This is a genomic window from Polynucleobacter sp. 30F-ANTBAC, from assembly GCF_018882385.1.
Taxonomy (GTDB): Bacteria; Pseudomonadota; Gammaproteobacteria; order Burkholderiales; family Burkholderiaceae; genus Polynucleobacter.
In genome coordinates, this window is sequence record NZ_JACVON010000002.1 from 508,654 (window position 1) to 532,525 (window position 23,872).

Below are 23,872 nucleotides of genomic sequence, written 5' to 3' on the forward strand. Positions count from 1 at the left end.
TACACTTAGCAGTTTTTTAAATTAATCACTCAAAGGAGTGTGCGGTGAATAAAAGAAGATTTTTGCAGGTAAGTGGTTTAGTTTCACTATCCACTGTAGCCCCAGTATCTTGGTCTAAATCTTCATCGCACATGTCTTTTGCGGAGTATCGAAAACTCGATGCTCTTGCTTTAGCTGAACTCATTAAGAAAAAAGAAATTGCGCCAACTGCTGTTTTAGATCTTGCTTTGCAGCGCGCTAGGGAAGTTAATCCCAAATTAAATGCTATTACGTATTGGCATGAGGATTACGCTAGAAAACAATTAACTGAAAAAGTAGAAGGTGTGTTTGCTGGGGTTCCTTTTTTATTAAAAGATCTCAACACGCATCTTGCAGGAACAAAAACCAGCAATGGATCTAAATTTTTCCATGACGTTCAATCAAATGTGGACAGTACATTGGTTAAGCGTTACAAAAAAGCTGGTTTGATTTTCTTCGGAAAAACCGCTTCTCCAGAGTTTGGTGGAACACCAACAACGGAATCAGTTTTATGGGGGGCAACAAGAAACCCTTGGAATTTAGAATACAGCACAGGGGGATCTTCTGGCGGTGCCGCAGCAGCAGTTGCTGCAGGAGTTTTGCCAGTTGCCCACGCAACGGATGGGGGCGGCTCTATTCGAATCCCAGCAGCTTGTTGCGGTTTATTTGGACTTAAACCAAGTAGAGCTAGGTTACCGATGGGGCCTAATGCACTTGAAGGTTGGTTGGGTTTGAGTGCACCCCACGTTGTGTCCAGAACTGTGAGAGATTCTGCTGCGTTTTTAGATATTTCTCACGGTCCAGAATTTGGTTCGAGAGTTCAACCTAAGGATTTTGTGAATTCTTTTTTAAAAGATATCTCTAATCCTAAAAATTACAGAAAATTAAGAATTGGTTGGCTTGATAAAAATCCACTAGGATTACCTGTTGATCCTGAAGTTGATCTTGCGATGCAAAAGACGGCTAAATTATGCGAATCAATTGGACATATTGTAGAACCAGTTAGATTACCCATCGACTATCAAGGATTTTTAGGTAGCTTTGGATTTTTGACAGGTGCCGGTATGTTGAGTGCCGTTAAAGCTCGAGAAAAGGTTTTGGGTCGTGCTGTAACTCCTGATGATTTAGAGCCCTTGACTATGCGGGCTGTTGAAAAAGCCAAGCAGGCCGGCTCTGTGGATTTATACAATGCACGTCAGCAGTTAGATATCACTGGTTTGCAAATGGATCAGTTTATGGTCAAGTATGACCTGATATTGTCCCCCGTATTTTCAAGCCTAACCCCCAAGCTCGGAGAGTTATCTCTCAATCAGCCATTTGAGTCTTTTGTCAAAGGCGCAATGGCATTTGCATCTTATTCAAGTTTATATAACGCAACGGGTCAGCCTGCCATGTCAGTACCCTTGTTTTGGAGTCAATCAGGATTGCCAATTGGATCCATGTTTGCTGGCAGGTATGGCGAAGAACATGTTTTATTAAGATTAGCCAGACAGTTAGAGCTATCTTTGCCATGGATCAATAAATATCCCAATATCTGATGAACCCATATGGGAGAATAGCCAAGTATTCAAATTATCGATTGATATGAAAGGTGGTTATATGTTGAGTTTTATTAGATCAATTTTTCTAGCAAGCTTTGTATTGATAAGCAGTCTATATTCCGTTGCTCAAGCTCAAGTTCCCAGTCCATCAAGTGAATCACGAGCAGATGCTGAGCAACTGCTTTTAAAGGCTATTAAAAAAGTTGGTAAAGAGGGTAAAGGCGCATTTCCAGCTATTAATAACCCGAAAGGCGAGTTTGTTAAGGGCGAGTTATATGTGTTTGTGGTTGGTAAAGAGGATGGATTATTTTATGCGCATGGTGTTGCAGCAGGGCTCGTTGGAACGGATGCCAAAGTGTTATTAGATCCTGATAATCGTTTTATTATCCAAGAAATGTTGGCAATGGCTAAGCAAAAAGATAGCGGGCAAATTAGCTATGTCTGGAAGAATCCATCATCTAATAAATTACAAGCCAAAACAACTCGTTTTGAGGTTGTAGGTAAATATATTGTTGCGGTTGGTTTTTATAACTAATTTAGTTTTAGCGGAATAGTGCATTAGTAATCTTTTAAAGGAGTAGTTATGGCGCGTCTTGATGGCAAAGTGGCAATTGTGACTGGTGGAGCAGTTGGTGTTGGTCAAGCAACAGTTGAGTTGATGGTTAAAGAAGGCGCCAAAGTTGCCATCGTTGATCTTCAAGAGGAAAAAGGTAAGGCCCTTGCTGAGAGACTTGGTTCATCGACAATATTTATTAAAGGTGACGTAACGAAAGAAGATGACTGGAAAAGTATATTTGATCAGACCATAGCTAAATTTTCCGCTGTCAACATATTGGTTAATAACGCTGGTATTTTGATGAGAAACCCTATTGATCAAGAAAGCCTAGAAAATTTTCAAAAAATTATGACGGTGAATGCCCAAAGTGTTTTTTTGGGTTCTAAGTATGCAGTGAATGCCATGAAGTCAACGGGTGGTGGATCGATCATTAATCTCTCCTCTTTTGCCGCAATTGCTGGAATGAGTCAATTTGCTGCTTATTGTGCATCCAAGGGCGCTGTAGCGGCATTAACACGAAGTATTGCGTCTTATTGTAGAACCATGAAGTATCGAATTAGATGTAATTCTGTTCATCCTGATGGCATTTTGACTGATATGACGAGAGCCACTATGCCTGAGGGTGTCGATGCTGCGCAATTCACCATTGATATAGATCCTATGAATCGGATGCATCAACCACTTGATATTGCAAATGGTATTTTGTATCTTGCTAGCGATGAGTCAAGGGGTGTTAATGGTATCGAGCTAAGAATCGACAGTGGTCAATTTATCATGGGTGATTAATTATTTAGATCTATGAATTAATCATCTAAGAATTTCAACATCTCATCGGGTGTTGAACTGAAGTCTTTGATGATATGTGTTGGTAGTGAATCTTTTTGATGCTCGGCTTGAAAAGTAAAGCAAGTACCTAATTGACCAGGCGCCACAATAGGAATAGTGGCATATTTCTTTGCCATAGCCTGCATGTCATATCTTCCTGAATTAGAGACAAAAATACCCATTTGTAAAACAAATGCGGCCTCTAAAAAGTCACCATCAAAAGCAGTTGCTGCCCATTTTCCAAAGCCAGCCAAGTATGGTTTTCCTGACATTTCTGCAGGTTCAACAATGCTAGATTGGTTGATTAGCCAAGCGTGCATGACTTGCCCATCCAGCTTTACTTGAGCAACAGTTTGCCCTTCATTAAAGTCAGGAATTTGAATGCTGTAAGTTCGATTATTAGCTTCCCCAAGCGCATGGCTAACTGATAATCCAAGAAGATCATGCAGGTGAGTGCATTGCCATTTGGGGTCTTGGTAAGCTCTAAATTTAGCTCTTTCAACTGTTAACTCTTGACCAATAAATTTTTTCAATTGCGCTGCTGATTCGGGACATTTTTTCATGGGGTGTCTGAACCACTCAGCTTGCACATCAGTAATCAACTTACCATCATGATGTACATACAATTTACAGGCGTGTACTGTATCTTCTAAACCCGCAATAACTAGACGATCTTGTTTTTTTAGTTTGATAGATCTTCTAAAAATGGCTTTTCCATAGTTAGGGTTGTAGATCGTCTCAGGGTAAACGTTATTCATAGTGTCTTTTTAACATCTATCTGGCATCACGTGGCATTTTTAAGCTTCTTTCAGCAATAATATTTAATTGAATTTCATTGCTGCCAGCATAAATGGTGTCTGATTTACTGTTTAACCAAATTTGTTCTAAATTAATGGCCTGATGATTAGGTTGCTCATGACTACCTAATTCTAGGCCAATGACGTTAATGGCAAGTTTTCCTAAATCTCTTCTCCAGTTTGACCATAAGTATTTAGAAATACTGGTCGCTCTTTCGTCAGAGTTTGGGTCTGAAACCCTTAAGGCATGACTTCTAAGAGTTTCTAAACCAAGAGCCAAAGAAGCAATTTTTTGTCTAAATATAGGATCGTTGGCCATTCCATTATGTTTGGCAAATTCAATTAATTGACCAAGTTCTCTTTTGAATTGTGCTTGCTGACCTAATGTTGAAACGCCACGCTCGTAGGCTAACAATGCCATGGCTACTTTCCAGCCATCTCCCGGAGAGCCAAGGTGAAGACTACCTTCCGTTCTAGCATTATCAAAAAACACTTCATTAAACTCAGAGCCCCCAGTAATTTGTTTGATGGGCCTAATTTCAATTCCGGGTTGATCCAATGGGACGAGTAAGAGTGTTAATCCTTTATGACGCTCAGAATTGGCTTCAGTTCGAGCTAAAACAAAAATCCAGTCGGCTTCGTGAGCCCAGGAGGTCCAAATCTTTTGGCCATTGATGACCCAGTCACCATTGTTAGGGTCTATTTCGCCTTTAGTTCTAATGGCTGCCAAATCAGATCCAGCACCAGGCTCTGAGTATCCTTGAGCCCAATAGGCTGTCCCATTTAAAACGCCTGGCAGAAAACGCTCTTGCTGAAGAGCTGTACCGTACTCCATGAGTGTTGGAGCTAACAGGTGCTCGCCAATATGACCAATTCTTCCCGGACCTCCGCAGCGGACATATTCCTCATGAAAAATAATTTCATGAGATAAAGGAAGCTCTCTTCCGCCAAACTCTTTTTTCCAACCTAGGCCTATCCATTTTCCTAAAGCCAGCTGTTGTTCCCATTTTTTCGCGAGATCGGCATCAAAGCCTGGATAGCCAAAACCAGCAGCATTTCTTAACTGTTCATATTCATCACAAAGATGAGATGCCATCCAAGATCTTACTTCTTCACGGAATAATTTTTCAGATGATGTTTCTTCTAGATTCATAATGAAATTTCCTGATCCAGTAATAAAGCAGCTACTTTTTCTTGCCACCAAGAGATAGGCAATAAACGTTGAGAGTTATATTGGGCTCTTTTGAGCAATCGATGCAGGTCAAATTCCCAGGTGAACCCCATGCCGCCATGTAATTGAATCGATTCTTCGGTGCAATATATGGCCGCCTTAGTAGCTTCTACAAATGCTTGTGCCCCATAAAATAGGAGGGTGTCGTTAGATGGCTTTGTATCGGCCATGCACGCAGCTCCGTAAACAGCAGATCTTGAGCTTTCAAGTTCGACTGACATTTGAGCGCAACGGTGTTTCACGGCTTGGAAGCCCGAAATAGTTTTACCAAACTGCGATCTCTCTCCAACATACTTTAGAGTTAAATCAAGTGCTTTTTGGGCAATGCCTACCTGTTCAGCAGCTAAACCAATACTGGCGAAACAAAGATCGCGTTGCAAGTAATCTGGGGCATTCATCATTGCAAGATGCGCTGTCTCAGGTAGATTGGCATTTTCAGCAAAAAGACAACCATTACGTTGTGTCAAATCCAGAGTCTTCTGTTCTACAGAATTAAAACCTGTGGATGAAGCATCTATTAAAAATAAATGCTCCTGACCTTGTTCATCTTTTGCTGTTAATAGCACTTTGTCAGCGCTAGGTAGAGATCCAATGTGAGACCACTGCCCGTTAAGTAACCAGCCGGTTGCACTTTTTTTAACTTGATTTTTACTACTTTTATTTAAATGAGGAAGAGCAAAGCTAACAATTGCTTTACCTTCTGAAAGATCCGATAGGGTCTCTGCCGAACTCTTTTTGTCTGAATGCGATAGAAGTACTATCGTTGATAAAACTGAACTATCAAAGAATGGGGAGCAAGTTAAATACTGCCCCAGCTTTTCCTGAAGTAGGCACATTTCGACATAGCCCATACCCATGCCGCCAATATCATCGGGTAGTAATAAATTACACCAGCCAAGCTCATTCATTTGATCCCATAAATCTTGATCAAATCCGTCGCTATTTTCACTAATATTTCGAACGGCTTTCATATCACTTTGCTTTTCTAAGAAGCTAGTGGCGCTATCGATAATGAGTAGTTGTTCGCTCGTTGGTGTTAGATTCATTATGGGTGGATTGTTGATAAATTTATAGTGATTATTTTTAGTTGCAAGATGATTATGGCGCCTTTAATAATTATCTTAATCTTAAGAGTAAATTGGGCATCGTCTAGTCAGACTACAAGGGCCTGCTGGCACCTTAAATAGCTCGGTCAACTACTCTTTTTTATTTAAATTATCAATTCAAACTGGGCTAAAGCCACCTTACCCTGATTTGATCAAATTGGAGATGTGAACTTTAGGGGTAATTCTTTAAAAGGCGTAAACTTAGATTATGTCAAATCAACCAGAAATACCATCTAAGCCTAGCCCTCCTAAAAGTGCTCAATCAGGGCAAAAGTCAGATTTATCCCTCAGATATTTGCGACTTTTTGAAACGGCCCAGGATGGCATTCTGATTCTTGATTTTGCAACAGGGGTCATCGAAGACGCTAACCCCTTCATAACGGACTTTCTTGGGTACTCTAAAGAGGAATTGATCGGCAAACAGTTATGGGAGATTGGTCCTTTTGTTGATAAAGAGGCGGCCAAGTTAGCATTCAAAGAGTTGCATGATAAGGGTTATGTTCGCTATGAGGACTTACCGCTAAAACATAAGAATGGCAAAATTTTGGCTGTTGAGTTTGTGAGCAATGCCTATCATGTTAACGGTGATACGGTCATTCAATGCAACATCAGAGATATTTCAGACCGCAGAAAGTCCGAGGAAGAGCTCAGGGTTTCTAAAGCACTATTGGAGAAACAGAATTGGGCGGTATTGGCTTATGCCCATGCTGCTATTGCGCTATCAAGAGCGGACGATGAGGCAACCCTTATTAAGGATGTTTGCTCTGCTATTGTGAAAGAAGCTCCTTATGTGATGGCTTGGGTGGGGATGGCGGAGCATGATGAGCAAATGACTGTGCGCGTTGCTGGTATGGAAGGTTCTGCTAAGGCCTATGCCGATGGAATTCAAGTTAGTTGGTCTGATAAAACCCTAACTGGCAAAGGGCCTGTGGGGCAATGCATTCGAACTGGCGTGGCAACAATTATTTTGGATACCGAAGAAGATCCACGGTTTATTCCTTGGCGCGACCGAGCAAAAACCTATGGCATCAGGTGTGTAGTAGCAATACCCATACATGACGAGACTAAAACAATTGGTGCGTTGGCTGTCTATTCAAAAATTGCTAACGCATTCAGTGATAGTGAAATTCAGTTATTTGAAAATTTAGCAGATGAAGTTGGTTATGGCTTGCGAGCGATTAAGCATCGACAAGACTTAGCTCTTGAAATGAAAGAGCGTCAGGCCGCAGAGCATCAACTAACTTTAGCCTTAGAGTCAACGATTGCAGCGATGTCAAAAACAATGGAATGGCGAGATCCCTATACTGCTGGCCACCAAAAAAGAGTGGCCGAGATTGCTGTATTAATTGGAGAAAAGATGGGGCTCAGTCAGGATCGCTTGCAAGGTCTTCACATGGCTGGCATGGTTCACGATATCGGCAAAGTGGCCATCCCTTCGGAAATTTTAACCAAGCCAACGGCCTTAAGTGATTTAGAAAGAAAAATGATGCAGGGGCATGTGGAATCTGGATACCAAATATTAAAAGATGTCCCCTTTCATTGGCCGATTGCCGATATGGTGAGGCAGCATCATGAACGCATTGATGGATCTGGATACCCATTAGGACTCAAAGGAGATCAAATCCTTTTGGAAGCGAAGATCTTGGCTGTTGCCGATACGATTGAAGCAATGGCATCCCATAGACCCTACCGACCTGCCAGAAGCTTGGAGGTGACTTTTGATGAGGTCAAACGACTCTCTGGTACTTGTTTGGATGAAGCTGTTGTTCAAGTGGCTTTGGATTTATTTGGTGATCAGGTTTTAATTAAAAAACTTCTGGAGCATTAAGCATTGAAGTACTTTGTTATTAGTCTTTATATTGCTGCCATTTGTATTCAGATATACAGCATCATTTCATCTTTCTGGATACTTAAAAAATTCAAAGCCTTTGCTTTTGGCATCATGTTTATGCCTCTTGGTCTACTAGTTATCCTTGGTGATAAGTTGTATTACTTGTTGGATTGCTGTATCCGAAATAATTTCAGCCTTACAAATGCTTCTTTTTACTTATCCATATCAGTTTGTCTGTGGCTTGGCGTAGTTGGATTGCAGCGACTATTTATCACCTTAGATGAACAAAGAGAAAAGTTGGAAAAAATTTCCAAACACGATCACTTAACTGGCGCCTTAAGTCGCCTAGAGATCGAGTCCCAAATTATTCAAGAAATTAAAAAATCAGATCGTACTAAACACCCCATTGCGTTTGTGATGTTAGATATTGATCACTTTAAGCGTGTTAACGATACTTTTGGCCACCCAGTGGGTGATCAGGTTCTTAAAAAGCTATCCCTCTATTGCATGTCTCAGTTACGATCGATTGATGCATTTGGCCGTATAGGTGGTGAAGAGTTTCTCATTATGCTTCCAGAGACTAATCAGAAAGATGCTTTGGTGGTGGCTGAGCGGATTCGTCAGGGTGTTTCAGATTTGGTGTGTGCCCAAGTGCAAGATCAAAATATAACAATTCAAATCAGTCTAGGCATTGCGATTTATCAGCCAGGTGGAGAGCGTGAAGGTCTGGCTCATGAAATCATGAAAAAGTACTCCAGACGTGCGGATCTTGCTATGTATCAGGCAAAACAAGCAGGACGTAATCAAACAAAATGTTGGCACGAGTAATTTATAAATTAATGGGGTAGCTATGTACGTTAGTGTTAGGTCTAAATTTTCATCTGCGTTATTCATTGCGGTGATGTGGTGTTCTTTTTCTATTTGGGCAAGTCGGTATTGGTTTGATGATCTTTCATTATTGGTTGGTCAACCCATTGCGGCTTTCTTAATTGCATTCATTGCCATAGTTCCCGGATTTATGAATGCATTTATGTTCTCGAGCCTACTTTTTGATAAGCGCCCATTGCGAAAGAAATTGGATACATATCCAGATCTATCTCTTTTAATAGCCTGTTACAACGAAGAAAAATATATTCTAGAAACTCTCGATAGTATTGAGAGGCAAGCCTACCCCGGCAATCTTGAAGTCATTGTGATTGATGATGGCTCCCGCGATCAAACCAGTGCTATTGTTAAAGCATTCAGTACGGATAGAAACTGGGTTAAGTTAATTCAGTTAAATGCCAACCAAGGTAAGGCAGCAGCTTTAAACATTGGCTTAGCTAAAGCCACGCACAGCAAAATTGTGACGATTGATGCAGATTCTTTCTTGTTTAAGGATGCCTTAATCAGGATTGTAGAGCGTTATGCGAGTGACCCTGCTCATACACGCGCTGTTGCTGGTACAACTTTGGTTCGCAATTCACGAGACAACTGGTTAACGCAATCTCAGGAGTGGGACTATTTCCAGGGAATTGCTACAGTTAAGCGCGTTCAATCACTCAATCAGGGCACCTTGGTTGCTCAGGGTTGCTTCTCTATTTATGACAAAGATGCATTAAATGAAATTGGTGGCTGGCCACGAACGGTTGGCGAGGATATTGTCCTTACTTGGGCATTATTGGAAAAGGGTTATCGAGTTGGTTATTGTGAAGACGCTGTTATTTTTACAATTGTTCCTAATACTTTAATGGGCCTTGTTCGTCAGCGTCAGAGGTGGGCAAGGGGCATGATTGAAGCGTTTAAGCATCATCCTAAAATTTTGCTAAAACCGCAGCTATCGACTTTCTTTATTTGGTGGGATCTATTTTTCCCATTCATGGATATTGCATTTACATTTGGCTTCTTGCCAGGTTTGGTGCTCGCATTAGTGGGGCACTATTGGATAGTGGGACCGATGACCTTAAGTTTATTTCCAATTGCACTGCTGATTAATTGGTTGATGTTCCGAACTGAAAGTAAGATGTTCATGGAGCAAGGTTTGCATGTCAGAAGAAATATTATTGGGTTTCTGATCTATCTACTCCCTTACAACATTATTTTGCAGCCAGCTGCAGTGCTGGGGTATTTTGTTGAATTTTTAGGATTTAAAAAAGTGTGGGGTACAAAATGATCATCATTAAAAACTCACCTCAGTTTCTGTTGGGGTTGCTGTTATCTCTGAGCTCTCTGTCACTTCTGGCAGAAGAAGCAAAAGAACCATGGGGTTTGATGGCGCCAACTATCTTTGCTTCTCAAGATAGCGATCATTTTAGTGTCACTAAAGTGGGAACAGGCCTTCTTCCTTTTTATAAGAGTGGTCAAGAGTATTTGGGTATTCAAGCAAGCTCTAATCGCTATTCCAATCCTGAGTGGGCTAAGAGTGGTGGACAAGTTAGCTTGGTTCAGCGATCGATTAACTCGGCATCTGGATTGGGAAGTGTGGCAAGTCTTGGAGTCAGTAGCTTGTATGGCAGGGAGTTATTGATTGCTGATATGACTTATTCTGCGCCAATCAATCAAACCCTCTCTTATGAGGCATTTTTATTTAGAGATTGGGTTGAAACTAGAAACTCCCTAACCAATGGTATTAGTCATAATTATTATGGCGCCAGCTTGGAAAAACGCTTTTCTCCGGATTGGACTTTAATTGGTTTAGTGGCTCAGCAAAAGTTTTCGGATGACAATATTCGCAATCACCTTCGAGCAAAGGTGATTTATGACGTGTTACCAGAGCAAGGAGTTAATCTACAGCTGCGTCATCGTCAATACAGAAATAGCCATGAGGTGACCGAGAACTATTTCAATCCAAATGAATACGATGAAAATATGGTGGTCATGGGTTGGCGAAGAAAATTACAAGGTTGGCAGTTATCGGGTTTAGCTGGTTTGGGTCGTCAAAAAATTAACGATGATCCTTATACGACCACAAAGTTATTGGAAGTGGAGGCGGTTAGCCCTATCTTTAATAGGATTTTCTTAAGATCTAAAGTAGGTTATTCCGATAGTGCAGGATTCGGTGGTCCTGATTACAGTTATAGGTATTTCCAAGCAGATCTTATTTTCCAATTTAATTAATGAAAAAGCCCTTATTAACAACCATTTGTTTGGTTATCTACACATTTTTTGAGATCCTTGTTGCTATCCTAGATGTGCTTGTCTTGGCTGCAGCGTTTTGTCTTCCCGTTATTGCTGGGTTGCTTTTAAAGCCTTTATGGGGTGACCTTATTGCCATGATTGGTGTTGTCATGGGCGTTGCCTTATTTGGGATTGCCTTTGTTTACAGAAAAAGGTTTCAGGCTTGCTTGCAGGTCAAGGCTAGAGGCGAAGCGGAGTTATTGATTGAGCGAGTTCGCTCAAAAAAGTATTTTCAAGATTAGATTGGCTTTGTCATTAATTAGGTATAGGATAAAAGTATCCAACATCCTTTAAGGAGCAACACATGGCGATTCAAAAAGAGTTTATGGCATGGCAACAAGAACGTGCCAAAGAGTTATTCGATTTATCGCATCGCTTACTGGATACGGCTAAAGAGTTTAGTAACCACCAGGTAACAGAAATTAAAGCTAGCATGAGCCACGCTAAGTCCTACGCTAAGCAAGTAGTGGCTAACGATTTGGATGGTTTAAAGGATCTTCAGGAGAAATTCTCAAAAGAAGCTTCCGTTCGAGTGAGTGGTTATCAAAAGCAAATTAAAGCTTTGCTTAAGTCGATGGAAGATGAAACTGCTGAAGAGGTTGAAAAGCATTTGGCCAAAGCTCGATCTGCAATGGAAAGCTGGTTAAAAGATGCTGGCAAAAACTTCCCAGAGGGAGCTGATAAGCTTAATTCTATTGTTAAAGATATGGCTCATGCTGGTGAGAAAGTTTTTAAAGAAGGCCGAAAGATGGCAAAGCAAGCTGCTGATGCAGCTGAAGATGGTCTGGCTGCTTTTGATTTAGCGATGGCTAAAACCACTCCTATCAAGTCGGCACCGGTTAAAAAGCCAGCTGTTAAAAAAGCAGCTAAAAAATCAGTATCAAGAAAAGTGGCTGTAAAGAAGGCTCCAGCAAAAAAGACAGTTTCAAGAAAAGCAAAGGCTAAATAATTTGTTGTTCAAAAGATTATTTCTGATAGTTGCAGTTATCTTGGCTGCGTGCGCGCCCCTACAAGAAGAGAAATCTGTTGTAGAGGGTGATACGCATTGGACGTTGCAGTTTACGTGGTTAAAAAACAATCAACCTACTCGAACAGAAACTTATCTATTTGTTTCTAGGATGGAGTGCTTTGACCAGATGTATGAGATGCAAAAGGCTGCCAAAAAAATCAAAAACCAAATTGGTTCTGGTTTATGTTTTAAAGCGTTTGCTGAAGGTCAAGAGCGAACCAGCAATGATGTACTAGCTCAGTACTCTAAGTAACGATCTGGCAATTAACTTATAAAGTTAGCAGGTGTTTTAGAGCTCACAGATCGTTTTTAGGTTTAATGAAATCTTTTCGGTTATAGCCGAGTTTCTCAGCTTTATCGAGTAGTTCTGACTCTAGAGAGGTGGGTAGGACCTTTTCTCTTGCAAGAATCCAGAAGTATTTTCCAGAGGGTTCACCAACCATTACCCATGAATAGTCGCTAGCCAAGTCTAGAACCCAATAGTCCCCATAAAAAGGTCTAAAAAATGAAACCTTCAATTTTGTATTGTTGGAGCCTTCAACCACTTTAGCGATGCCAGCAGCCTCATTTTTTTTATCTGCTTTATGGCAGGTATTTAATACTTTGACATGGCCATCTGGTCTTAAACTGTATTCTGCAGTCACAGTTCGACAGTCTGAATCCTCAAACCAATTGGGTACCCGATAAATTTCGTACCATTGACCAAGGTAGCGATTAAGTTCGACTGAGCTATGAGTCTGGAGTGGTGCCGCTGAATTTCTATAGACCGCTTGATTGGCGCAAGCGCTTAAAATAGTAGCAACAACAATAAGACTAAAAACTTTAAATTTATTCATAGCTTCTATCGTAATCTAATTTGAGAGCAACATGAAAACTCGTATTTGGGACTTACCGCTGCGCACCTTCCACTGGTTACTTGTATTAACCGTATTAATGAGCTTTATCACTGTCAAAGTTGGCGGTAATGCGATGACGTGGCATGCGCGTTTTGGCTATTTGGTGATTGGTTTAATGATCTTCCGGTTGATATGGGGGTTCGTAGGCTCTTACCATGCCCGCTTTGGAAGCTTTATTAAGGGTCCTGGGGCAGTGGTGGAGTATTTAAAAGATCCTCGTCCAACACCGGGCCACAGTCCTCTTGGGGCTGTTTCCGTTGTAGTTCTGATCACTCTTTTCACTCTTCAAGCCTTGGCAGGATTATTTTCATCGGATGACATTGCATTTGATGGGCCTTTTGTTAAGTATGTGCCATCTGCTTGGGTTGAGTCTTTAACCAGCCTGCATCGTTTGAATGAGCCCGTTCTGTTGGGCTTAATTTTGATCCATGTATTCGCAATTGCTTATTACAGGATTGTTAAGAAACAAGATCTCATCAGACCTATGGTGACCGGTGATAAAAATTGGGCAGAAAAAATCCCTGTTGCCAGGGATGATTTTTCGCTACGTTTGACCGCCGCCATTATTTTTGGCGGGATCATGGGAGTTTTATATTACTTCTTACGATAGTTATCGTGACAAGCTTTGCAAGACTGACCGGCGGCTCCAAAAGCTTTTTTGATCGTATCTAAGTCACCAGCTTTAGCAGCAGTGTTGAGTTCAGCTACTGCTTTTTGCATCTTATCTGCACCAGCTTTGAATTTATCTGATTCTTTCCAGATTTCGGGAAGTGATTTACCACCTTCTGTGCCTGGACCAAAAGCGGACCATGGTAGATGTGCCAAACTTGCTACGACGGCCGCATTAGCTGCCACGTCTTCTTTGTTAAAAGGTTTCTCTCCTTTAACAACCGCACCAATTCTTGAAAAATGCGCACCCATGACAACAAATGTAGCAGCACGATATTTAATGGCATCTTCTGCTTTGGCAAATTGCGCTTGAGCGGCTATTGGGCTTAGTAACGAGATTAAAAGTGCTGGAACTAATAGTAATTTTTTCATCATGAAGTCCTTTGGTTAAAAAATAAGACGAATGGGTATTAATACAGTATCTAACAACCAGTAAGTGGCAGACATCAAGGGTCTCATCCACAAATTACCAATAACGTTGGTTAATAATAATGCTAAAACAATATAAAAGCCCCATGGCTCAACTCGTGAGACCAAGGAGGCTTGTTTCCAGGGTAATACACCCACTAATATTCTGCCGCCATCCAATGGGGGTAGCGGGAACAGGTTAAATACAAACATCACCACATTGACCAAAATGCCTGCCTGACACATTTCCATGAAAAAGCGCTCGCTAACACCAAGCTTGATTAAGAGTAAATAAGCAACACCCCAAATCAGAGCTTGAAATAAATTAGAGGCTGGACCTGCAAGAGCAACCCAAACCATGTCTTTCTTAGGATGTCTTAAGTTGCCAAATCGCACTGGGACTGGTTTGGCATATCCAAAAAGAAAAGTACCTGCTGTTGCAAAGTAGAGGAGTAGTGGAACTAGAATAGTTCCCATTGGGTCGATGTGCTTAATCGGATTAAGCGTAACGCGGCCTAGAAGAAATGCCGTTTTATCTCCAAAGCTCTTAGCTGCATAACCGTGAGCCGCCTCATGCAATGTGATTGCAAAAATAACAGGTATTGCATAAATGGCAACGGTTTGAATAATTGATTCAATATTCATCATGGCATCACCGCCGTTACTTCATAACCGGCTTCAGTAATGGTATTTTTTAGTGTGTCCATATCAGCACTTACATTCACGGAATTTGCTGGGGTTACCGTAACAGTTTTATTGGGAATATCTGTTTCCACATGAAGACTTGGATCAATTTCCAAGAGGGCTTCTGTAATTGTTTTGGTGCAATGACCGCAATTCATACCGTTAACTGTAAATATGGGCATATTTCTTCTTTTCTTTCATAATCAGAGGACAATAAAGCTTAACCATTAATAACCCTAATTATCAATTGTATGAGCCAAATAGTCACCCTAAAGATTGATGGTATGACTTGTGCCTCTTGCGTTGCAAGAGTTGAGAAAACTTTATTAAAAATTAATGAGGTTGAGGCAGCGAACGTTAATTTAGCCACAGAAAAAGCACAAATTAGGCTTGTCACAGATTTAAGTCAGGAGACCATTCTTCCTCAACTAATTAAGGCTATTGAGAAGTCAGGATTTCAGGCATCTCTTTCTGAGCGAGTTCAGCAGCCTAAGCCAATAAGCCAATTTAATTTATATGGCGGTTTTGCTGTTTTCTTAAGTATCTTGTTATCGTTGCCATTAGTTTTGCCAATGGTGCTGATGCCCTTTGGCACTCATTGGATGTTACCGGTTTGGGCTCAATTCTCATTAGCCACTCCCGTGCAATTTATTTTGGGCGCAAGATTTTATGTGGCTGGGTTAAAGAGTTTGCGATCCGGCTCTGGCAACATGGATTTATTGGTGGCGATAGGTACCAGTGCAGCCTATGGTTTAAGTCTCTATGAATGGCATCAATCTGGATGGGGTGACCCTCATCAAATCTATTTCGAAAGCTCAGCAGTTGTTATTTCTTTGGTTATGTTGGGTAAGTGGTTAGAGGCTAAAGCTAAAAAAGAAACCACGCAGGCTATCTCTGCACTACAAGCTCTTTGGCCCAACGAGGCTAAGGTTTTAAAACCTGGTCATTCAAATCACGAATACCGTCTCCTTTCTATTGATCAGGTATTGCCTGGGGATCTTGTATTGGTCTTGCCGGGGGAAAGAGTTCCTGTTGATGGGCTGGTTATAGATGGCTCAAGTGATCTAGATGAATCCATGCTGACGGGTGAGACTCATTTGGTTTTCAAAGAACTTAACTCTTTGGTAACGGGCGGTTCTTTGAATGTAACTGGCCGCTTAATAATTCAAGCCAAAGGCATTGGAGAGGAAAGTACTTTAGCGAAAATGATTAGGATGGTGGAAGATGCTCAAGGGCAGAAAGCACCAATTCAGAGGTTAGTCGATCAAGTTAGTGCATGGTTTGTTCCAGCTGTCATCCTCATTGCAATGGTTAACTTGATTGTTAGTTATCTTGTATTTGGAGATTTTGAATCTTCTTTAATCCGCTCAGTCGCTATTTTGGTAATTGCTTGTCCTTGCGCGCTTGGCTTAGCTACTCCAGTTGCAATCATGGCGGGAACAGGGTTAGCTGCCAAGTTGGGGGTCTTAATTAAAGATGCTCAGGCACTAGAGCTGGCGCATCGTTTAACGGTTGTTGCTTTTGATAAGACGGGAACTTTAACAACGGGTCACCCTCAACTCAAACTATTTAAAAAGCTCTCTGATCATTCGAATGTCTTGAGTGATGAGCATATTATGGCGATTGCGATGGGATTGCAGATGGGCAGTGAACATCCGTTAGCTAAAGCAGTTATAAGTTATGGTTTAGAGCACTCGGTAGTGCCGGAATCAGCTGGCGAACTAAAGATTCAGCCAGGTATTGGTATTCAAGGAAGTTATCAAGGTGAGATGTTTTCATTTCTGAGTCATCATGCACTTCTCAAAACTGCGCATAAGTATGACCCAATGGACATTGGTCTGGCAGAGAGTGAATTAAATAAAGGCCACAGTGTTTCTTGGTTAGTTAATTCAACGCATCACCAAGTTTTAGCTATTTTTAGCTTTGGTGATCAAATTAAGCCTGGCGTTGCAGAGATCATTGCGCGACTTCAGGCGATGCAGATTCGAACAGTCATGATTTCGGGGGACAATCATTTAGTTGCTGAGCGACTGGCTAAAGCAATTGGTATCGATCAAGTTTATGCAGAAGTGATGCCAGAAGATAAAGCGAAGATTATTCAAGACCTCAAAGCCGAATCGCCTCACGCTTGCATTGCGATGGTGGGCGATGGTGTAAATGATGCGCCAGCTCTAGCGGCTGCTGATGTTGGAATTGCGATGTCAACTGGAACCGATATTGCTATGCATGTTTCTGGTATCACGCTCTTGAGAGGTGACCCTGGCTTGGTGCCAGATGCGATTCAAATTTCTAAAGCGACATGGAAAAAAATAAAGCAGAATTTATTCTGGGCTTTTATCTACAACTTGGTAGGTATTCCGTTAGCAGCACTGGGTTACTTAACGCCGGTCGTAGCTGGTGCTGCTATGGCAGCTTCAAGCGTGAGCGTGATTACCAATGCCTTGCTCTTGAAGAGATGGTCTAGAGATTAACTCTCAGTCAAGCTTGACTGAGAGTCTGTCGTTTTAGCCAAATAACTGAACTATTTATTGCCCAGTCTTTAAGAAGATACCTTCTTTTGTCATGATGTTTTTGATGGTTGGCATTTCAGATAAACGTTCTGCATATTGTAAGTAATGCGGATACGATTTTTGATCAATTTTGGCTAATCCTGCCCAGCGCATAAATGCAATGGCGTAGATATCGGCTGGTGTTAATTGATCGCCACAAATAAATGCCTGACCTTTTGAGCAGATGGCTTCTATATCTGCCAAATATGTTTTAAACGTTTCTATAGCGACTGCTTTTACAGCATCTTTACTTGCCTCATCGCTAAATCGTTCAGGTCTGAATACTCTTGTAAAAGTTGGGTGAACCGTGTTGTTCATCCAGGCTAACATCGAAAGAGCATGTGCTTTTTGAAGTGAGTCTGCTGGAAATATGTTGGCCTTAGGGAATTGCTCATGGAGATAACTCACAATGGCTACCACCTGGGTTAATGAGTTGTTATCAGCAACTAAAACTGGAACTTGACCTTTAGCATTAATCTGTTGGTATTCAGGTGTGAATTGCTCACCTTTACTTAAATTAATTAAGGTGGATTTAAAGTCATGACCATAAGCTTGTTTAACTAGTTCTAAGCTGACATGCGGAACAAAAGAACAGGTTCCTGGGCAAAAATATAAATGTAAGTTCATAAGGATATCCTTTTTGTTGTACTCTGAGAGTATAGACTTTGACTGACATTTATGGACGCCACCCCTCTCAACACACAAAACCTACTCAATCGATTAAAGCGAGCCCCTGATGAGCACAAAGGCCATGGTGGTAAGGTTTTAATCATTGGTGGCGATGTTGGTATGTCAGGTGCTGTATTTTTAGCAGGGCAGGCTGCTCTATATTCAGGGGCAGGATGGGTGATTTTGGGGGTTTTAGACTCTCAAGCACCATCATTGGTAATTGACCAGCCTGAGCTCATGGTCAATCGAGCTAAGCCTGATCTGATTGCCGACGTTGCGCCCGAGGTGTTAGTGATAGGTCCCGGTTTGGGCCAGAGTGATTTGGCAAAAGAATTATTACAAATAGGTTTATTACAAAACATTCCTGTTGTTCTCGATGCCGACGCTCTTAATCTTCTATCGGTTGATACAAGCTTACTGATGATGCTTCAAAATAGACCCAAAGGTTTCACTGTTTTAACGCCACATCCAGGTGAGGCAGCGCGGTTGTTACATACAACAACAGAGAAGGTTCAAGCAGATCGATGTGGATCTCTCCTGCAGTTAGTTGAGTTAACTCAATCCATTGTGGTTTTAAAAGGGCAGGGGACTTTAATTGGAGTTCCTGGAGAGCCCATCAAGATTTGTCAGAAGGGGAATGCCGGAATGGGGATCGGTGGCATGGGGGATGTTTTGACTGGGGTTTTGGCAGCGGTGATAGCCCAAGGCCTGCATCATCAGTTATCCGTATTAGAGGCGGTCTATTTGGCGGTAGATTTGCACTCTGGAGCAGCTGACGTGCTTGTAAATCAAGGAGTTGGACCGATTGGACTGACGCCTTCGGAAGTGATCCATCAAGTGAGAAATTTGATAAATATCAAATAAAGTCAGGATTCATGGATAATACGATCCATAACGAATTTTTGATGAGGGAGCTCCAAATGAATGAATGGCATAAAGAGAGTAAAGACGAAATCAACAAAAAGATCATTACCTTGATCGTGATGTTAGCTGCAGCTACATGCTTGGCAATTTTGTTCGCTTTAGCTTCTGCACATATCGGTTACGTTTTGTAATTGAGAGCAATTAAAAAAAAGACCACCTTAGGGTGGTCTTTTTTTATGTGATGATTTTGTCTAAAAGTGCCGGCATAAAGAATTCAGTAATTAATATCGGATGTCCACGCAATTGGTAAAGTGAACGTCGCCCAAATCCAATGCTCGGAATCTCAGTGACTTGCCTTAACAAAATAGGCGCCTGCCCATTTTTAAAAAGGACCTCGCCTAGAGGCTTATTTCCAATTTGTAGCAAATCTCGATTGATGCCCGTTGAGCTTGTGGTTGGAAGAACACTTCTGGCAAAAACAACAGGTGTGTCATCAATGCATAAGTAGACTTCTCGGACGCGACAATGACGAAAAGATCTCCTAAAGAGATCTTGCTCATCATTTAAAACTAATTGATTTTTATCTGTTAGAACTTGAATGCTGACAGATTTTTGAGTTCTCTTTTCAATGTATTGAGTCAGAGAAAGTGGGTAACTTAACCAGTCTTGCCAGATCAAGGGTGCCGAATGTAGCACCGCATGATCTAAATCTATCCAAGACCGGCGAAGTTTTTTCATTTAAGCAAATGTGCGCTTCTGACCTGAAGATGGCTTACCTGAACCACCAAATTTAGGACCTGAAGACGGCTTACCTGAACCGCCAAACTTAGGACCACTCGGCTTAGCAAAATGATTTTGTTTGAAAGTCTTGCCTTCGCCTTGACGGTTAGAAGCATTGCTAGCACCTTTGCCGCCAAAAGATCTACCTGGGCGACCTGAGCCTGGACGGCTAGATGGCTTGCGTGATTTTTCTGAAGGCTCAAGACCAGGAATAACTTCTGCTTGTAATTGTTGTTGTGTGTATTGCTCAATAGCACGAATCTTTGAGCGATCACGATGTTCAGCCAATGTAATTGCTACACCACTACGGCCAGCACGACCTGTACGACCGATACGGTGAACATAATCTTCGGCTTTCATTGGAAGACCAAAGTTAATCACGTGGGTGATTGTTGGTACATCGATACCGCGTGCAGCAACGTCTGTTGCTACTAAGATACGAGTTTGACCTTTACGCAATGACTGTAAGCGACGGTTACGTACCGCTTGAGGCATCGCACCGTGAAGTGCTGTTGCTTCATGACCGTCAGCACGCAATGAATCAGCAATTGTTTCGCTATCAGCTTGTGTGCTGGCGAAAACAACCGCTTGTTCCATTGTTGGATCTGATAACCAATGGCTTAGCAACTTGTGTTTATGAGCAACGCTATCTGCCCAATGCAATGTCTGAGCGATGTTTTCATGTTTGTCATGAGCGCTTGCTAATTCAATACGACCAGGATTATTCATGAGGCTTGTTGCCAATTGCATGATACGTGGCGCAAATGTTGCTGAGAACATCAAGGTTTGATCGCGATCAGAGCACAAGTTATGGATGGCTTCGATGTCATCTTGGAAACCAAGATCAAGCATACGGTCTGCTTCGTCGATGATCATGCATTGCACTTTATCCAAACGGATAGCACGGCTATTGCTTAGGTCTAACAAGCGACCAGGTGTGGCAACAACTAGGTTGGCACCTTTGATTTGTGAGATTTGTTTGCCGTAAGGCATGCCACCCATGATGGTTGCAATACGGATACCTTTTGCAAACTTCACTAAATTAATCGCATCGGCACTTACTTGCTGTGCTAATTCACGAGTTGGACATAAAACCAAAACTTGAGGTTCTGCACGACCTGGAACAGGTTTGCCGTTTGGGTTGGCAGCGATTAATTTGTGTAATAGGGGTAATAAAAAAGCAGCTGTTTTTCCGCTACCTGTTTGGCTACTTACCATCCAGTCGCCACCAATAAGGGCAGCAGGGATCACTTTTTCTTGTACAGGGGTAGCCTGTGTATAGCCAAGAGCTTCAGTTGCTTGAAGGAGGGGTTGGGCTAAGCCCAGTTCTTTAAAACTAATAGTCATAGTCATGCACATCCCTATCAAGGGATGTCCTTTCTGTGGTTGGTCAATTAAGGCATCGACCAACAGACAATCAAAAAGGCATGTTGTTCTCTCTATGAGAACTCTGGCTGGGGGGCGATGATTCGTACTACAAGCGAGATTATGCCATACTTTTGCTAATATTGCTGCACTGCATATTTAAATCGTCAGGGAACTGATGGTTTGCTTTGTTAAAATTCGCCTCAATTCAAACGCATAGCATGGAGTAAAAATGAGCTTAAATGACGTACAACCAGGATCTAAAATTCCGGATCAATTCAATGTGATCATCGAAATTCCGATGAATTCAGATCCAATCAAGTATGAGGTTGATAAAGACTCTGGAGCGGTTTTTGTAGACCGTTTTATGGGCACAGCGATGCATTACCCATGCAACTATGGCTATATCCCTCAGACATTGTCTGATGATGGCGATCCTGCTGACGTTCTTGTATTGACGCCATTTCCTATTCCGCCAGGTGTTGTGATCACTTGCCGTGCATTAGGTGTTTTACATATGGATGACGAGTCAGGTGGCGATGCCAAGTTATTGGCAGTTCCAACTGAAAAGATTTTGCCAATGTATGCGGATATTCAAAAAATGGAAGACTTGAATCCATTGGTTATGAAGCAGATTCAACATTTCTTTGAGCACTACAAAGATCTTGAGCCTGGCAAGTGGGTTAAGGTTAAGGGTTGGGACGGTATCGACGCTGCCAAAAAAGAAATTATGGATAGCGTAGAGCGTTATAACAAGACGAAGTAATTAGTCTACTGACGCCAAGCGGAGGCAATGGGATAATGCATCCTATGTCTCCGTTTTTTATTGCCCTCTCTCAATCAAACCCAACTCTTGGCGATTTGTCTGGCAATGCAGAGTTAATTCTGCAGGCTGCCCAAAAGGCCTCTGAGCAGGGTGCTAAATTACTTGTTACTTCAGAGTTATCCATCACGGGTTATCCCCCTGAGGATTTGCTGTTACGAGATGCATTTATTCAAGCTGTGGACGTTGCTGTCCATGATTTAGCTAAACAATTAGCTAACTTCCCTGACTTAAGGGTAGTGGTTGGCTACCCTTCTCGAACAACCCATGGGCTTCAAAATACGGCCAGTGTTTTGTACAAGGGCGAGATTATTGCCAGTTATGCCAAACAAAAATTACCCAATCATGAGGTGTTCGATGAGGTAAGGTATTTCGTTTCGGGTGAGGATGCTTGCGTATTTGATATTGATGGCACAAAGATTGGTCTAATTATTTGTGAGGATGCTTGGCACTCTGGTCCAGCGGCTCATGCGAAACATGCTGGCGCTCAATTACTGGTAGTTCCTAATGCTTCACCTTATCACCTTGAAAAACAAAATATCAGAGTTGATGTACTGAAGGCACGTGTTTTGGAAACAGGTTTGCCCTTGGTCTACGTTAATGCTGTTGGCGGTCAAGATGAATTGGTATTCGATGGCTCCTCTTTTGCACTTAATCAAGCAGCGGATGTCGTCCTTAGTTTGCCAGCATTTCAAGAAGACTTTGCTACTGTTCAAGTGCTTGGTGGAGACTTGGCCGGTGAGCGCATAACGCCAGCTGGCTCCATTGAGGCTCAGGTGTATCAAGCACTTGTTTTGGGGGTTAAGGATTACGTTTACAAGAACGGATTCCCGGGCGCCATTATTGGCTTATCTGGCGGTGTTGATTCGGCGTTAGTTCTGGCGATTGCTGTTGATGCTTTAGGCCCAGAGAAAGTTCGAGCTGTGATGATGCCTTCTCGATATACCGCTGATATTTCCTGGATTGATGCCCGACAAATGGCTGAAAATTTATCCGTTCAGTATGACGAAATAGCCATTTCAGATATGTACGATGCATTTGAAGGTGCTTTATCCACCGAATTTAAAAACAAGGCAGTTGATGCGACCGAAGAAAATATTCAGGCGCGGATACGTGGCACTTTATTAATGGCTATTTCTAATAAATCAGGTCGGATTGTTTTAACAACAGGTAATAAGAGTGAGATGGCTGTAGGTTATTGCACGCTTTATGGCGATATGGCCGGGGGCTTTGCGGTTATCAAGGATATTGCCAAGACTTTGGTTTATCGACTTTGTGCCTATCGCAATAGTTTGGCCCCAGTGATCCCCGAAAGAATTCTCACAAGAGCACCATCTGCTGAATTACGTCCCGATCAAAAAGACCAAGATAGCTTGCCAGAGTATGAGATTTTGGATGCCATTCTCATGAAATATATGGAGCAAGATCAGTCCATTGAATCAATTATTGCCGAGGGGTATCGGGCTGAAGATGTTGAAAAGGTGACTCGATTAATTAAGATTAATGAGTACAAGCGGCGCCAATCACCCATTGGCGTAAGAATTACTCAAAGGGCTTTTGGGAGAGATTGGCGTTACCCTATTACCAATAAATTTAGAGCTTAATTTATTTTAAGATCTAAGTTGTTGAGTAAATTTATTGTTTTTAGGTATGATTGAAGTACGAGGAGATCGATATGAAACAAGTAACTGCAATTATTAAACCGTTTAAATTAGATGAAGTACGTGAAGGCTTGGCAGAGCTTGGCGTTACTGGTTTGACTGTGACCGAGGTTAAAGGCTTTGGTCGTCAAAAAGGTCATACAGAGCTCTATCGCGGCGCAGAATATGTGGTGGATTTTCTGCCAAAGATTAAAGTTGAAGTGGTTGTGGCTGATGACCGTGTTGAAGCAGTGATTGATGCAATTGTTAAATCTGCCCATACTGGCAAGATTGGTGACGGCAAGATCTTCGTTTCGAGCATTGAGCAAGTTATTCGAATCAGAACAGGTGAGACCAACGAATCAGCTGTTTAAAAGTTAACCCGAATAAAAAACCCCATCTTGTGTGACAAGATGGGGTTTTTTGTTTGGGAAAGTAGATTGCTTAAATGACAA

At 41.8% G+C, this 23,872-nt stretch carries 27 protein-coding genes; 17 read left to right on the forward strand and 10 right to left on the reverse strand.

Features of this window, described 5'->3' with window-relative positions; all coding sequences use genetic code 11:
* Positions 1-44 precede the first annotated feature (44 nt).
* From ICN28_RS08070 to ICN28_RS08080, 3 genes are all read left to right on the forward strand, one after another.
* Positions 45-1,556: an amidase gene (locus ICN28_RS08070; RefSeq protein WP_370626473.1), complete on the forward strand. Its 1,512-nt coding sequence runs from the start codon at positions 45-47 to the stop codon at positions 1,554-1,556.
* A gap of 61 nt (positions 1,557-1,617) precedes the next feature.
* On the forward strand, positions 1,618-2,094 hold the full coding sequence (locus tag ICN28_RS08075; protein ID WP_216287688.1) for a cache domain-containing protein: 477 nt from the start codon (positions 1,618-1,620) through the stop codon (positions 2,092-2,094).
* A gap of 48 nt (positions 2,095-2,142) precedes the next feature.
* Positions 2,143-2,901 carry a glucose 1-dehydrogenase gene (locus ICN28_RS08080; protein ID WP_216287691.1) on the forward strand — a complete coding sequence of 253 codons (759 nt, stop codon included), beginning with the start codon at positions 2,143-2,145 and terminating at the stop codon, positions 2,899-2,901.
* A gap of 17 nt (positions 2,902-2,918) precedes the next feature.
* Here ICN28_RS08080 and ICN28_RS08085 read toward each other — a convergent pair whose 3' ends face one another.
* Genes ICN28_RS08085 through ICN28_RS08095 form a run of 3 tightly spaced genes read right to left on the reverse strand, consistent with a single transcriptional unit; the run spans position 2,919 to position 6,014 of the window.
* Positions 2,919-3,698 (reverse strand): DUF2889 domain-containing protein, encoded by a 780-nt coding sequence (locus ICN28_RS08085; protein WP_216287697.1) that lies wholly within the window; start codon positions 3,696-3,698, stop codon positions 2,919-2,921.
* Between the two features lie 16 nt (positions 3,699-3,714).
* Positions 3,715-4,890, reverse strand: coding sequence for an acyl-CoA dehydrogenase family protein (locus ICN28_RS08090; RefSeq protein WP_216287698.1), 1,176 nt, complete (start codon positions 4,888-4,890; stop codon positions 3,715-3,717).
* Positions 4,887-6,014 carry an acyl-CoA dehydrogenase family protein gene (locus ICN28_RS08095; RefSeq protein ID WP_216287700.1) on the reverse strand — a complete coding sequence of 376 codons (1,128 nt, stop codon included), beginning with the start codon at positions 6,012-6,014 and terminating at the stop codon, positions 4,887-4,889. The genes ICN28_RS08090 and ICN28_RS08095 overlap by 4 nt, the downstream gene beginning before the upstream one ends.
* Before the next feature lie 268 nt (positions 6,015-6,282).
* On the opposite strand from ICN28_RS08095, the gene ICN28_RS08100 reads away from it, so the two are divergent.
* The 7 genes from ICN28_RS08100 (at position 6,283) to ICN28_RS08130 (ending at position 12,323) form a co-directional block, all read left to right on the forward strand.
* Positions 6,283-7,902, forward strand: coding sequence for an HD domain-containing phosphohydrolase (locus ICN28_RS08100; protein ID WP_216287702.1), 1,620 nt, complete (start codon positions 6,283-6,285; stop codon positions 7,900-7,902).
* 3 nt (positions 7,903-7,905) lie between these two features.
* Complete coding sequence (locus ICN28_RS08105; protein ID WP_216287704.1) at positions 7,906-8,733, forward strand: GGDEF domain-containing protein; 828 nt, start codon at positions 7,906-7,908, stop codon at positions 8,731-8,733.
* A 22-nt stretch (positions 8,734-8,755) separates the two neighbouring features.
* Positions 8,756-10,057, forward strand: coding sequence for a glycosyltransferase family 2 protein (locus tag ICN28_RS08110; RefSeq protein WP_216287706.1), 1,302 nt, complete (start codon positions 8,756-8,758; stop codon positions 10,055-10,057).
* A complete protein-coding gene (locus ICN28_RS08115) occupies positions 10,054-11,001 on the forward strand; it encodes a hypothetical protein (RefSeq protein ID WP_216287709.1) in 948 nt (315 codons plus the stop codon). Before ICN28_RS08110 ends, ICN28_RS08115 begins: the two co-directional genes overlap by 4 nt.
* Positions 11,001-11,303 carry a hypothetical protein gene (locus ICN28_RS08120; protein ID WP_216287711.1) on the forward strand — a complete coding sequence of 101 codons (303 nt, stop codon included), beginning with the start codon at positions 11,001-11,003 and terminating at the stop codon, positions 11,301-11,303. Before ICN28_RS08115 ends, ICN28_RS08120 begins: the two co-directional genes overlap by 1 nt.
* 62 nt (positions 11,304-11,365) lie before the next feature.
* Positions 11,366-12,010 (forward strand): phasin family protein, encoded by a 645-nt coding sequence (locus ICN28_RS08125; protein WP_216287714.1) that lies wholly within the window; start codon positions 11,366-11,368, stop codon positions 12,008-12,010.
* 1 nt (position 12,011) lies between these two features.
* Entirely contained in the window at positions 12,012-12,323 is a 312-nt protein-coding gene (locus ICN28_RS08130) for a hypothetical protein (protein WP_216287716.1), read from the forward strand.
* A 43-nt stretch (positions 12,324-12,366) separates the two neighbouring features.
* On the opposite strand, the gene ICN28_RS08135 is transcribed toward ICN28_RS08130, so the two are convergent.
* Positions 12,367-12,906, reverse strand: a complete 540-nt coding sequence (locus ICN28_RS08135) for a lipocalin family protein (RefSeq protein ID WP_216287718.1) — start codon at positions 12,904-12,906, stop codon at positions 12,367-12,369.
* Positions 12,907-12,937: 31 nt separating this feature from the next.
* On the opposite strand from ICN28_RS08135, the gene ICN28_RS08140 reads away from it, so the two are divergent.
* Entirely contained in the window at positions 12,938-13,576 is a 639-nt protein-coding gene (locus tag ICN28_RS08140) for a cytochrome b/b6 domain-containing protein (protein ID WP_216287720.1), read from the forward strand.
* On the opposite strand, the gene ICN28_RS08145 is transcribed toward ICN28_RS08140, so the two are convergent.
* From ICN28_RS08145 to ICN28_RS08155, 3 genes are read right to left on the reverse strand one after another with little or no spacing between them, the layout of a single operon-like run.
* Complete coding sequence (locus ICN28_RS08145; protein ID WP_370626474.1) at positions 13,561-14,010, reverse strand: cytochrome c; 450 nt, start codon at positions 14,008-14,010, stop codon at positions 13,561-13,563. The two genes, ICN28_RS08140 and ICN28_RS08145, sit on opposite strands and share 16 nt — an antisense overlap.
* 12 nt (positions 14,011-14,022) lie before the next feature.
* The gene (locus tag ICN28_RS08150) at positions 14,023-14,688 is read right to left on the reverse strand and encodes a site-2 protease family protein (RefSeq protein ID WP_216288211.1); all 666 of its coding nucleotides are present in this window, start codon (positions 14,686-14,688) and stop codon (positions 14,023-14,025) included.
* Entirely contained in the window at positions 14,688-14,909 is a 222-nt protein-coding gene (locus ICN28_RS08155; protein WP_216287721.1) for a heavy-metal-associated domain-containing protein, read from the reverse strand. The genes ICN28_RS08150 and ICN28_RS08155 overlap by 1 nt, the downstream gene beginning before the upstream one ends.
* A gap of 69 nt (positions 14,910-14,978) precedes the next feature.
* Between ICN28_RS08155 and ICN28_RS08160 the strand changes: the two genes are divergently transcribed.
* The gene (locus tag ICN28_RS08160; protein WP_216287722.1) at positions 14,979-17,198 is read left to right on the forward strand and encodes a cation-translocating P-type ATPase; all 2,220 of its coding nucleotides are present in this window, start codon (positions 14,979-14,981) and stop codon (positions 17,196-17,198) included.
* 54 nt (positions 17,199-17,252) lie between these two features.
* On the opposite strand, the gene ICN28_RS08165 is transcribed toward ICN28_RS08160, so the two are convergent.
* Positions 17,253-17,903, reverse strand: coding sequence for a glutathione S-transferase family protein (locus ICN28_RS08165; protein WP_216287723.1), 651 nt, complete (start codon positions 17,901-17,903; stop codon positions 17,253-17,255).
* A 51-nt stretch (positions 17,904-17,954) separates the two neighbouring features.
* On the opposite strand from ICN28_RS08165, the gene ICN28_RS08170 reads away from it, so the two are divergent.
* Positions 17,955-18,809 (forward strand): NAD(P)H-hydrate dehydratase, encoded by an 855-nt coding sequence (locus tag ICN28_RS08170; RefSeq protein ID WP_216287725.1) that lies wholly within the window; start codon positions 17,955-17,957, stop codon positions 18,807-18,809.
* Positions 18,810-18,820: 11 nt separating this feature from the next.
* Positions 18,821-19,000, forward strand: coding sequence for a hypothetical protein (locus ICN28_RS08175; protein WP_216288240.1), 180 nt, complete (start codon positions 18,821-18,823; stop codon positions 18,998-19,000).
* A 43-nt stretch (positions 19,001-19,043) separates the two neighbouring features.
* Here the strand turns inward: ICN28_RS08175 and ICN28_RS08180 are convergent, their stop codons facing one another.
* Positions 19,044-19,547, reverse strand: a complete 504-nt coding sequence (locus tag ICN28_RS08180) for a chorismate lyase (RefSeq protein ID WP_216287727.1) — start codon at positions 19,545-19,547, stop codon at positions 19,044-19,046.
* Entirely contained in the window at positions 19,548-20,942 is a 1,395-nt protein-coding gene (locus ICN28_RS08185; RefSeq protein WP_370626475.1) for a DEAD/DEAH box helicase, read from the reverse strand. It abuts the gene before it with no gap.
* A gap of 244 nt (positions 20,943-21,186) precedes the next feature.
* Between ICN28_RS08185 and ppa the strand changes: the two genes are divergently transcribed.
* The 3 genes from ppa (at position 21,187) to glnK (ending at position 23,791) form a co-directional block, all read left to right on the forward strand.
* A complete protein-coding gene (gene ppa / locus ICN28_RS08190; protein ID WP_216287738.1) occupies positions 21,187-21,720 on the forward strand; it encodes an inorganic diphosphatase in 534 nt (177 codons plus the stop codon).
* Between the two features lie 44 nt (positions 21,721-21,764).
* Positions 21,765-23,381 (forward strand): NAD+ synthase, encoded by a 1,617-nt coding sequence (locus ICN28_RS08195; protein WP_216287740.1) that lies wholly within the window; start codon positions 21,765-21,767, stop codon positions 23,379-23,381.
* 71 nt (positions 23,382-23,452) lie between these two features.
* A complete protein-coding gene (glnK, locus tag ICN28_RS08200; protein ID WP_216287742.1) occupies positions 23,453-23,791 on the forward strand; it encodes a P-II family nitrogen regulator in 339 nt (112 codons plus the stop codon).
* Positions 23,792-23,872 lie beyond the last annotated feature (81 nt).

What these genes read in the sequence shown, in the direction of transcription:
- ICN28_RS08090 (WP_216287698.1), bottom strand. Translation starts at nt 4,890, where the DNA reads ATGAATCTAGAAGAAACATCATCTGAAAAATTATTCCGTGAAGAAGTA.
- ICN28_RS08080 (WP_216287691.1), top strand. Translation starts at nt 2,143, where the DNA reads ATGGCGCGTCTTGATGGCAAAGTGGCAATTGTGACTGGTGGAGCAGTT.
- ICN28_RS08085 (WP_216287697.1), bottom strand. Translation starts at nt 3,698, where the DNA reads ATGAATAACGTTTACCCTGAGACGATCTACAACCCTAACTATGGAAAA.
- ICN28_RS08150 (WP_216288211.1), bottom strand. Translation starts at nt 14,688, where the DNA reads ATGAATATTGAATCAATTATTCAAACCGTTGCCATTTATGCAATACCT.
- glnK (WP_216287742.1), top strand. Translation starts at nt 23,453, where the DNA reads ATGAAACAAGTAACTGCAATTATTAAACCGTTTAAATTAGATGAAGTA.
- ICN28_RS08165 (WP_216287723.1), bottom strand. Translation starts at nt 17,903, where the DNA reads ATGAACTTACATTTATATTTTTGCCCAGGAACCTGTTCTTTTGTTCCG.
- ICN28_RS08195 (WP_216287740.1), top strand. Translation starts at nt 21,765, where the DNA reads ATGTCTCCGTTTTTTATTGCCCTCTCTCAATCAAACCCAACTCTTGGC.
- ICN28_RS08170 (WP_216287725.1), top strand. Translation starts at nt 17,955, where the DNA reads ATGGACGCCACCCCTCTCAACACACAAAACCTACTCAATCGATTAAAG.
- ICN28_RS08095 (WP_216287700.1), bottom strand. Translation starts at nt 6,014, where the DNA reads ATGAATCTAACACCAACGAGCGAACAACTACTCATTATCGATAGCGCC.
- ICN28_RS08175 (WP_216288240.1), top strand. Translation starts at nt 18,821, where the DNA reads ATGGATAATACGATCCATAACGAATTTTTGATGAGGGAGCTCCAAATG.
- ICN28_RS08115 (WP_216287709.1), top strand. Translation starts at nt 10,054, where the DNA reads ATGATCATCATTAAAAACTCACCTCAGTTTCTGTTGGGGTTGCTGTTA.
- ICN28_RS08145 (WP_370626474.1), bottom strand. Translation starts at nt 14,010, where the DNA reads ATGATGAAAAAATTACTATTAGTTCCAGCACTTTTAATCTCGTTACTA.
- ICN28_RS08120 (WP_216287711.1), top strand. Translation starts at nt 11,001, where the DNA reads ATGAAAAAGCCCTTATTAACAACCATTTGTTTGGTTATCTACACATTT.
- ICN28_RS08075 (WP_216287688.1), top strand. Translation starts at nt 1,618, where the DNA reads ATGTTGAGTTTTATTAGATCAATTTTTCTAGCAAGCTTTGTATTGATA.
- ICN28_RS08125 (WP_216287714.1), top strand. Translation starts at nt 11,366, where the DNA reads ATGGCGATTCAAAAAGAGTTTATGGCATGGCAACAAGAACGTGCCAAA.
- ICN28_RS08160 (WP_216287722.1), top strand. Translation starts at nt 14,979, where the DNA reads ATGAGCCAAATAGTCACCCTAAAGATTGATGGTATGACTTGTGCCTCT.
- ICN28_RS08180 (WP_216287727.1), bottom strand. Translation starts at nt 19,547, where the DNA reads ATGAAAAAACTTCGCCGGTCTTGGATAGATTTAGATCATGCGGTGCTA.
- ppa (WP_216287738.1), top strand. Translation starts at nt 21,187, where the DNA reads ATGAGCTTAAATGACGTACAACCAGGATCTAAAATTCCGGATCAATTC.
- ICN28_RS08155 (WP_216287721.1), bottom strand. Translation starts at nt 14,909, where the DNA reads ATGCCCATATTTACAGTTAACGGTATGAATTGCGGTCATTGCACCAAA.
- ICN28_RS08110 (WP_216287706.1), top strand. Translation starts at nt 8,756, where the DNA reads ATGTACGTTAGTGTTAGGTCTAAATTTTCATCTGCGTTATTCATTGCG.
- ICN28_RS08100 (WP_216287702.1), top strand. Translation starts at nt 6,283, where the DNA reads ATGTCAAATCAACCAGAAATACCATCTAAGCCTAGCCCTCCTAAAAGT.
- ICN28_RS08140 (WP_216287720.1), top strand. Translation starts at nt 12,938, where the DNA reads ATGAAAACTCGTATTTGGGACTTACCGCTGCGCACCTTCCACTGGTTA.
- ICN28_RS08135 (WP_216287718.1), bottom strand. Translation starts at nt 12,906, where the DNA reads ATGAATAAATTTAAAGTTTTTAGTCTTATTGTTGTTGCTACTATTTTA.
- ICN28_RS08185 (WP_370626475.1), bottom strand. Translation starts at nt 20,942, where the DNA reads ATGACTATGACTATTAGTTTTAAAGAACTGGGCTTAGCCCAACCCCTC.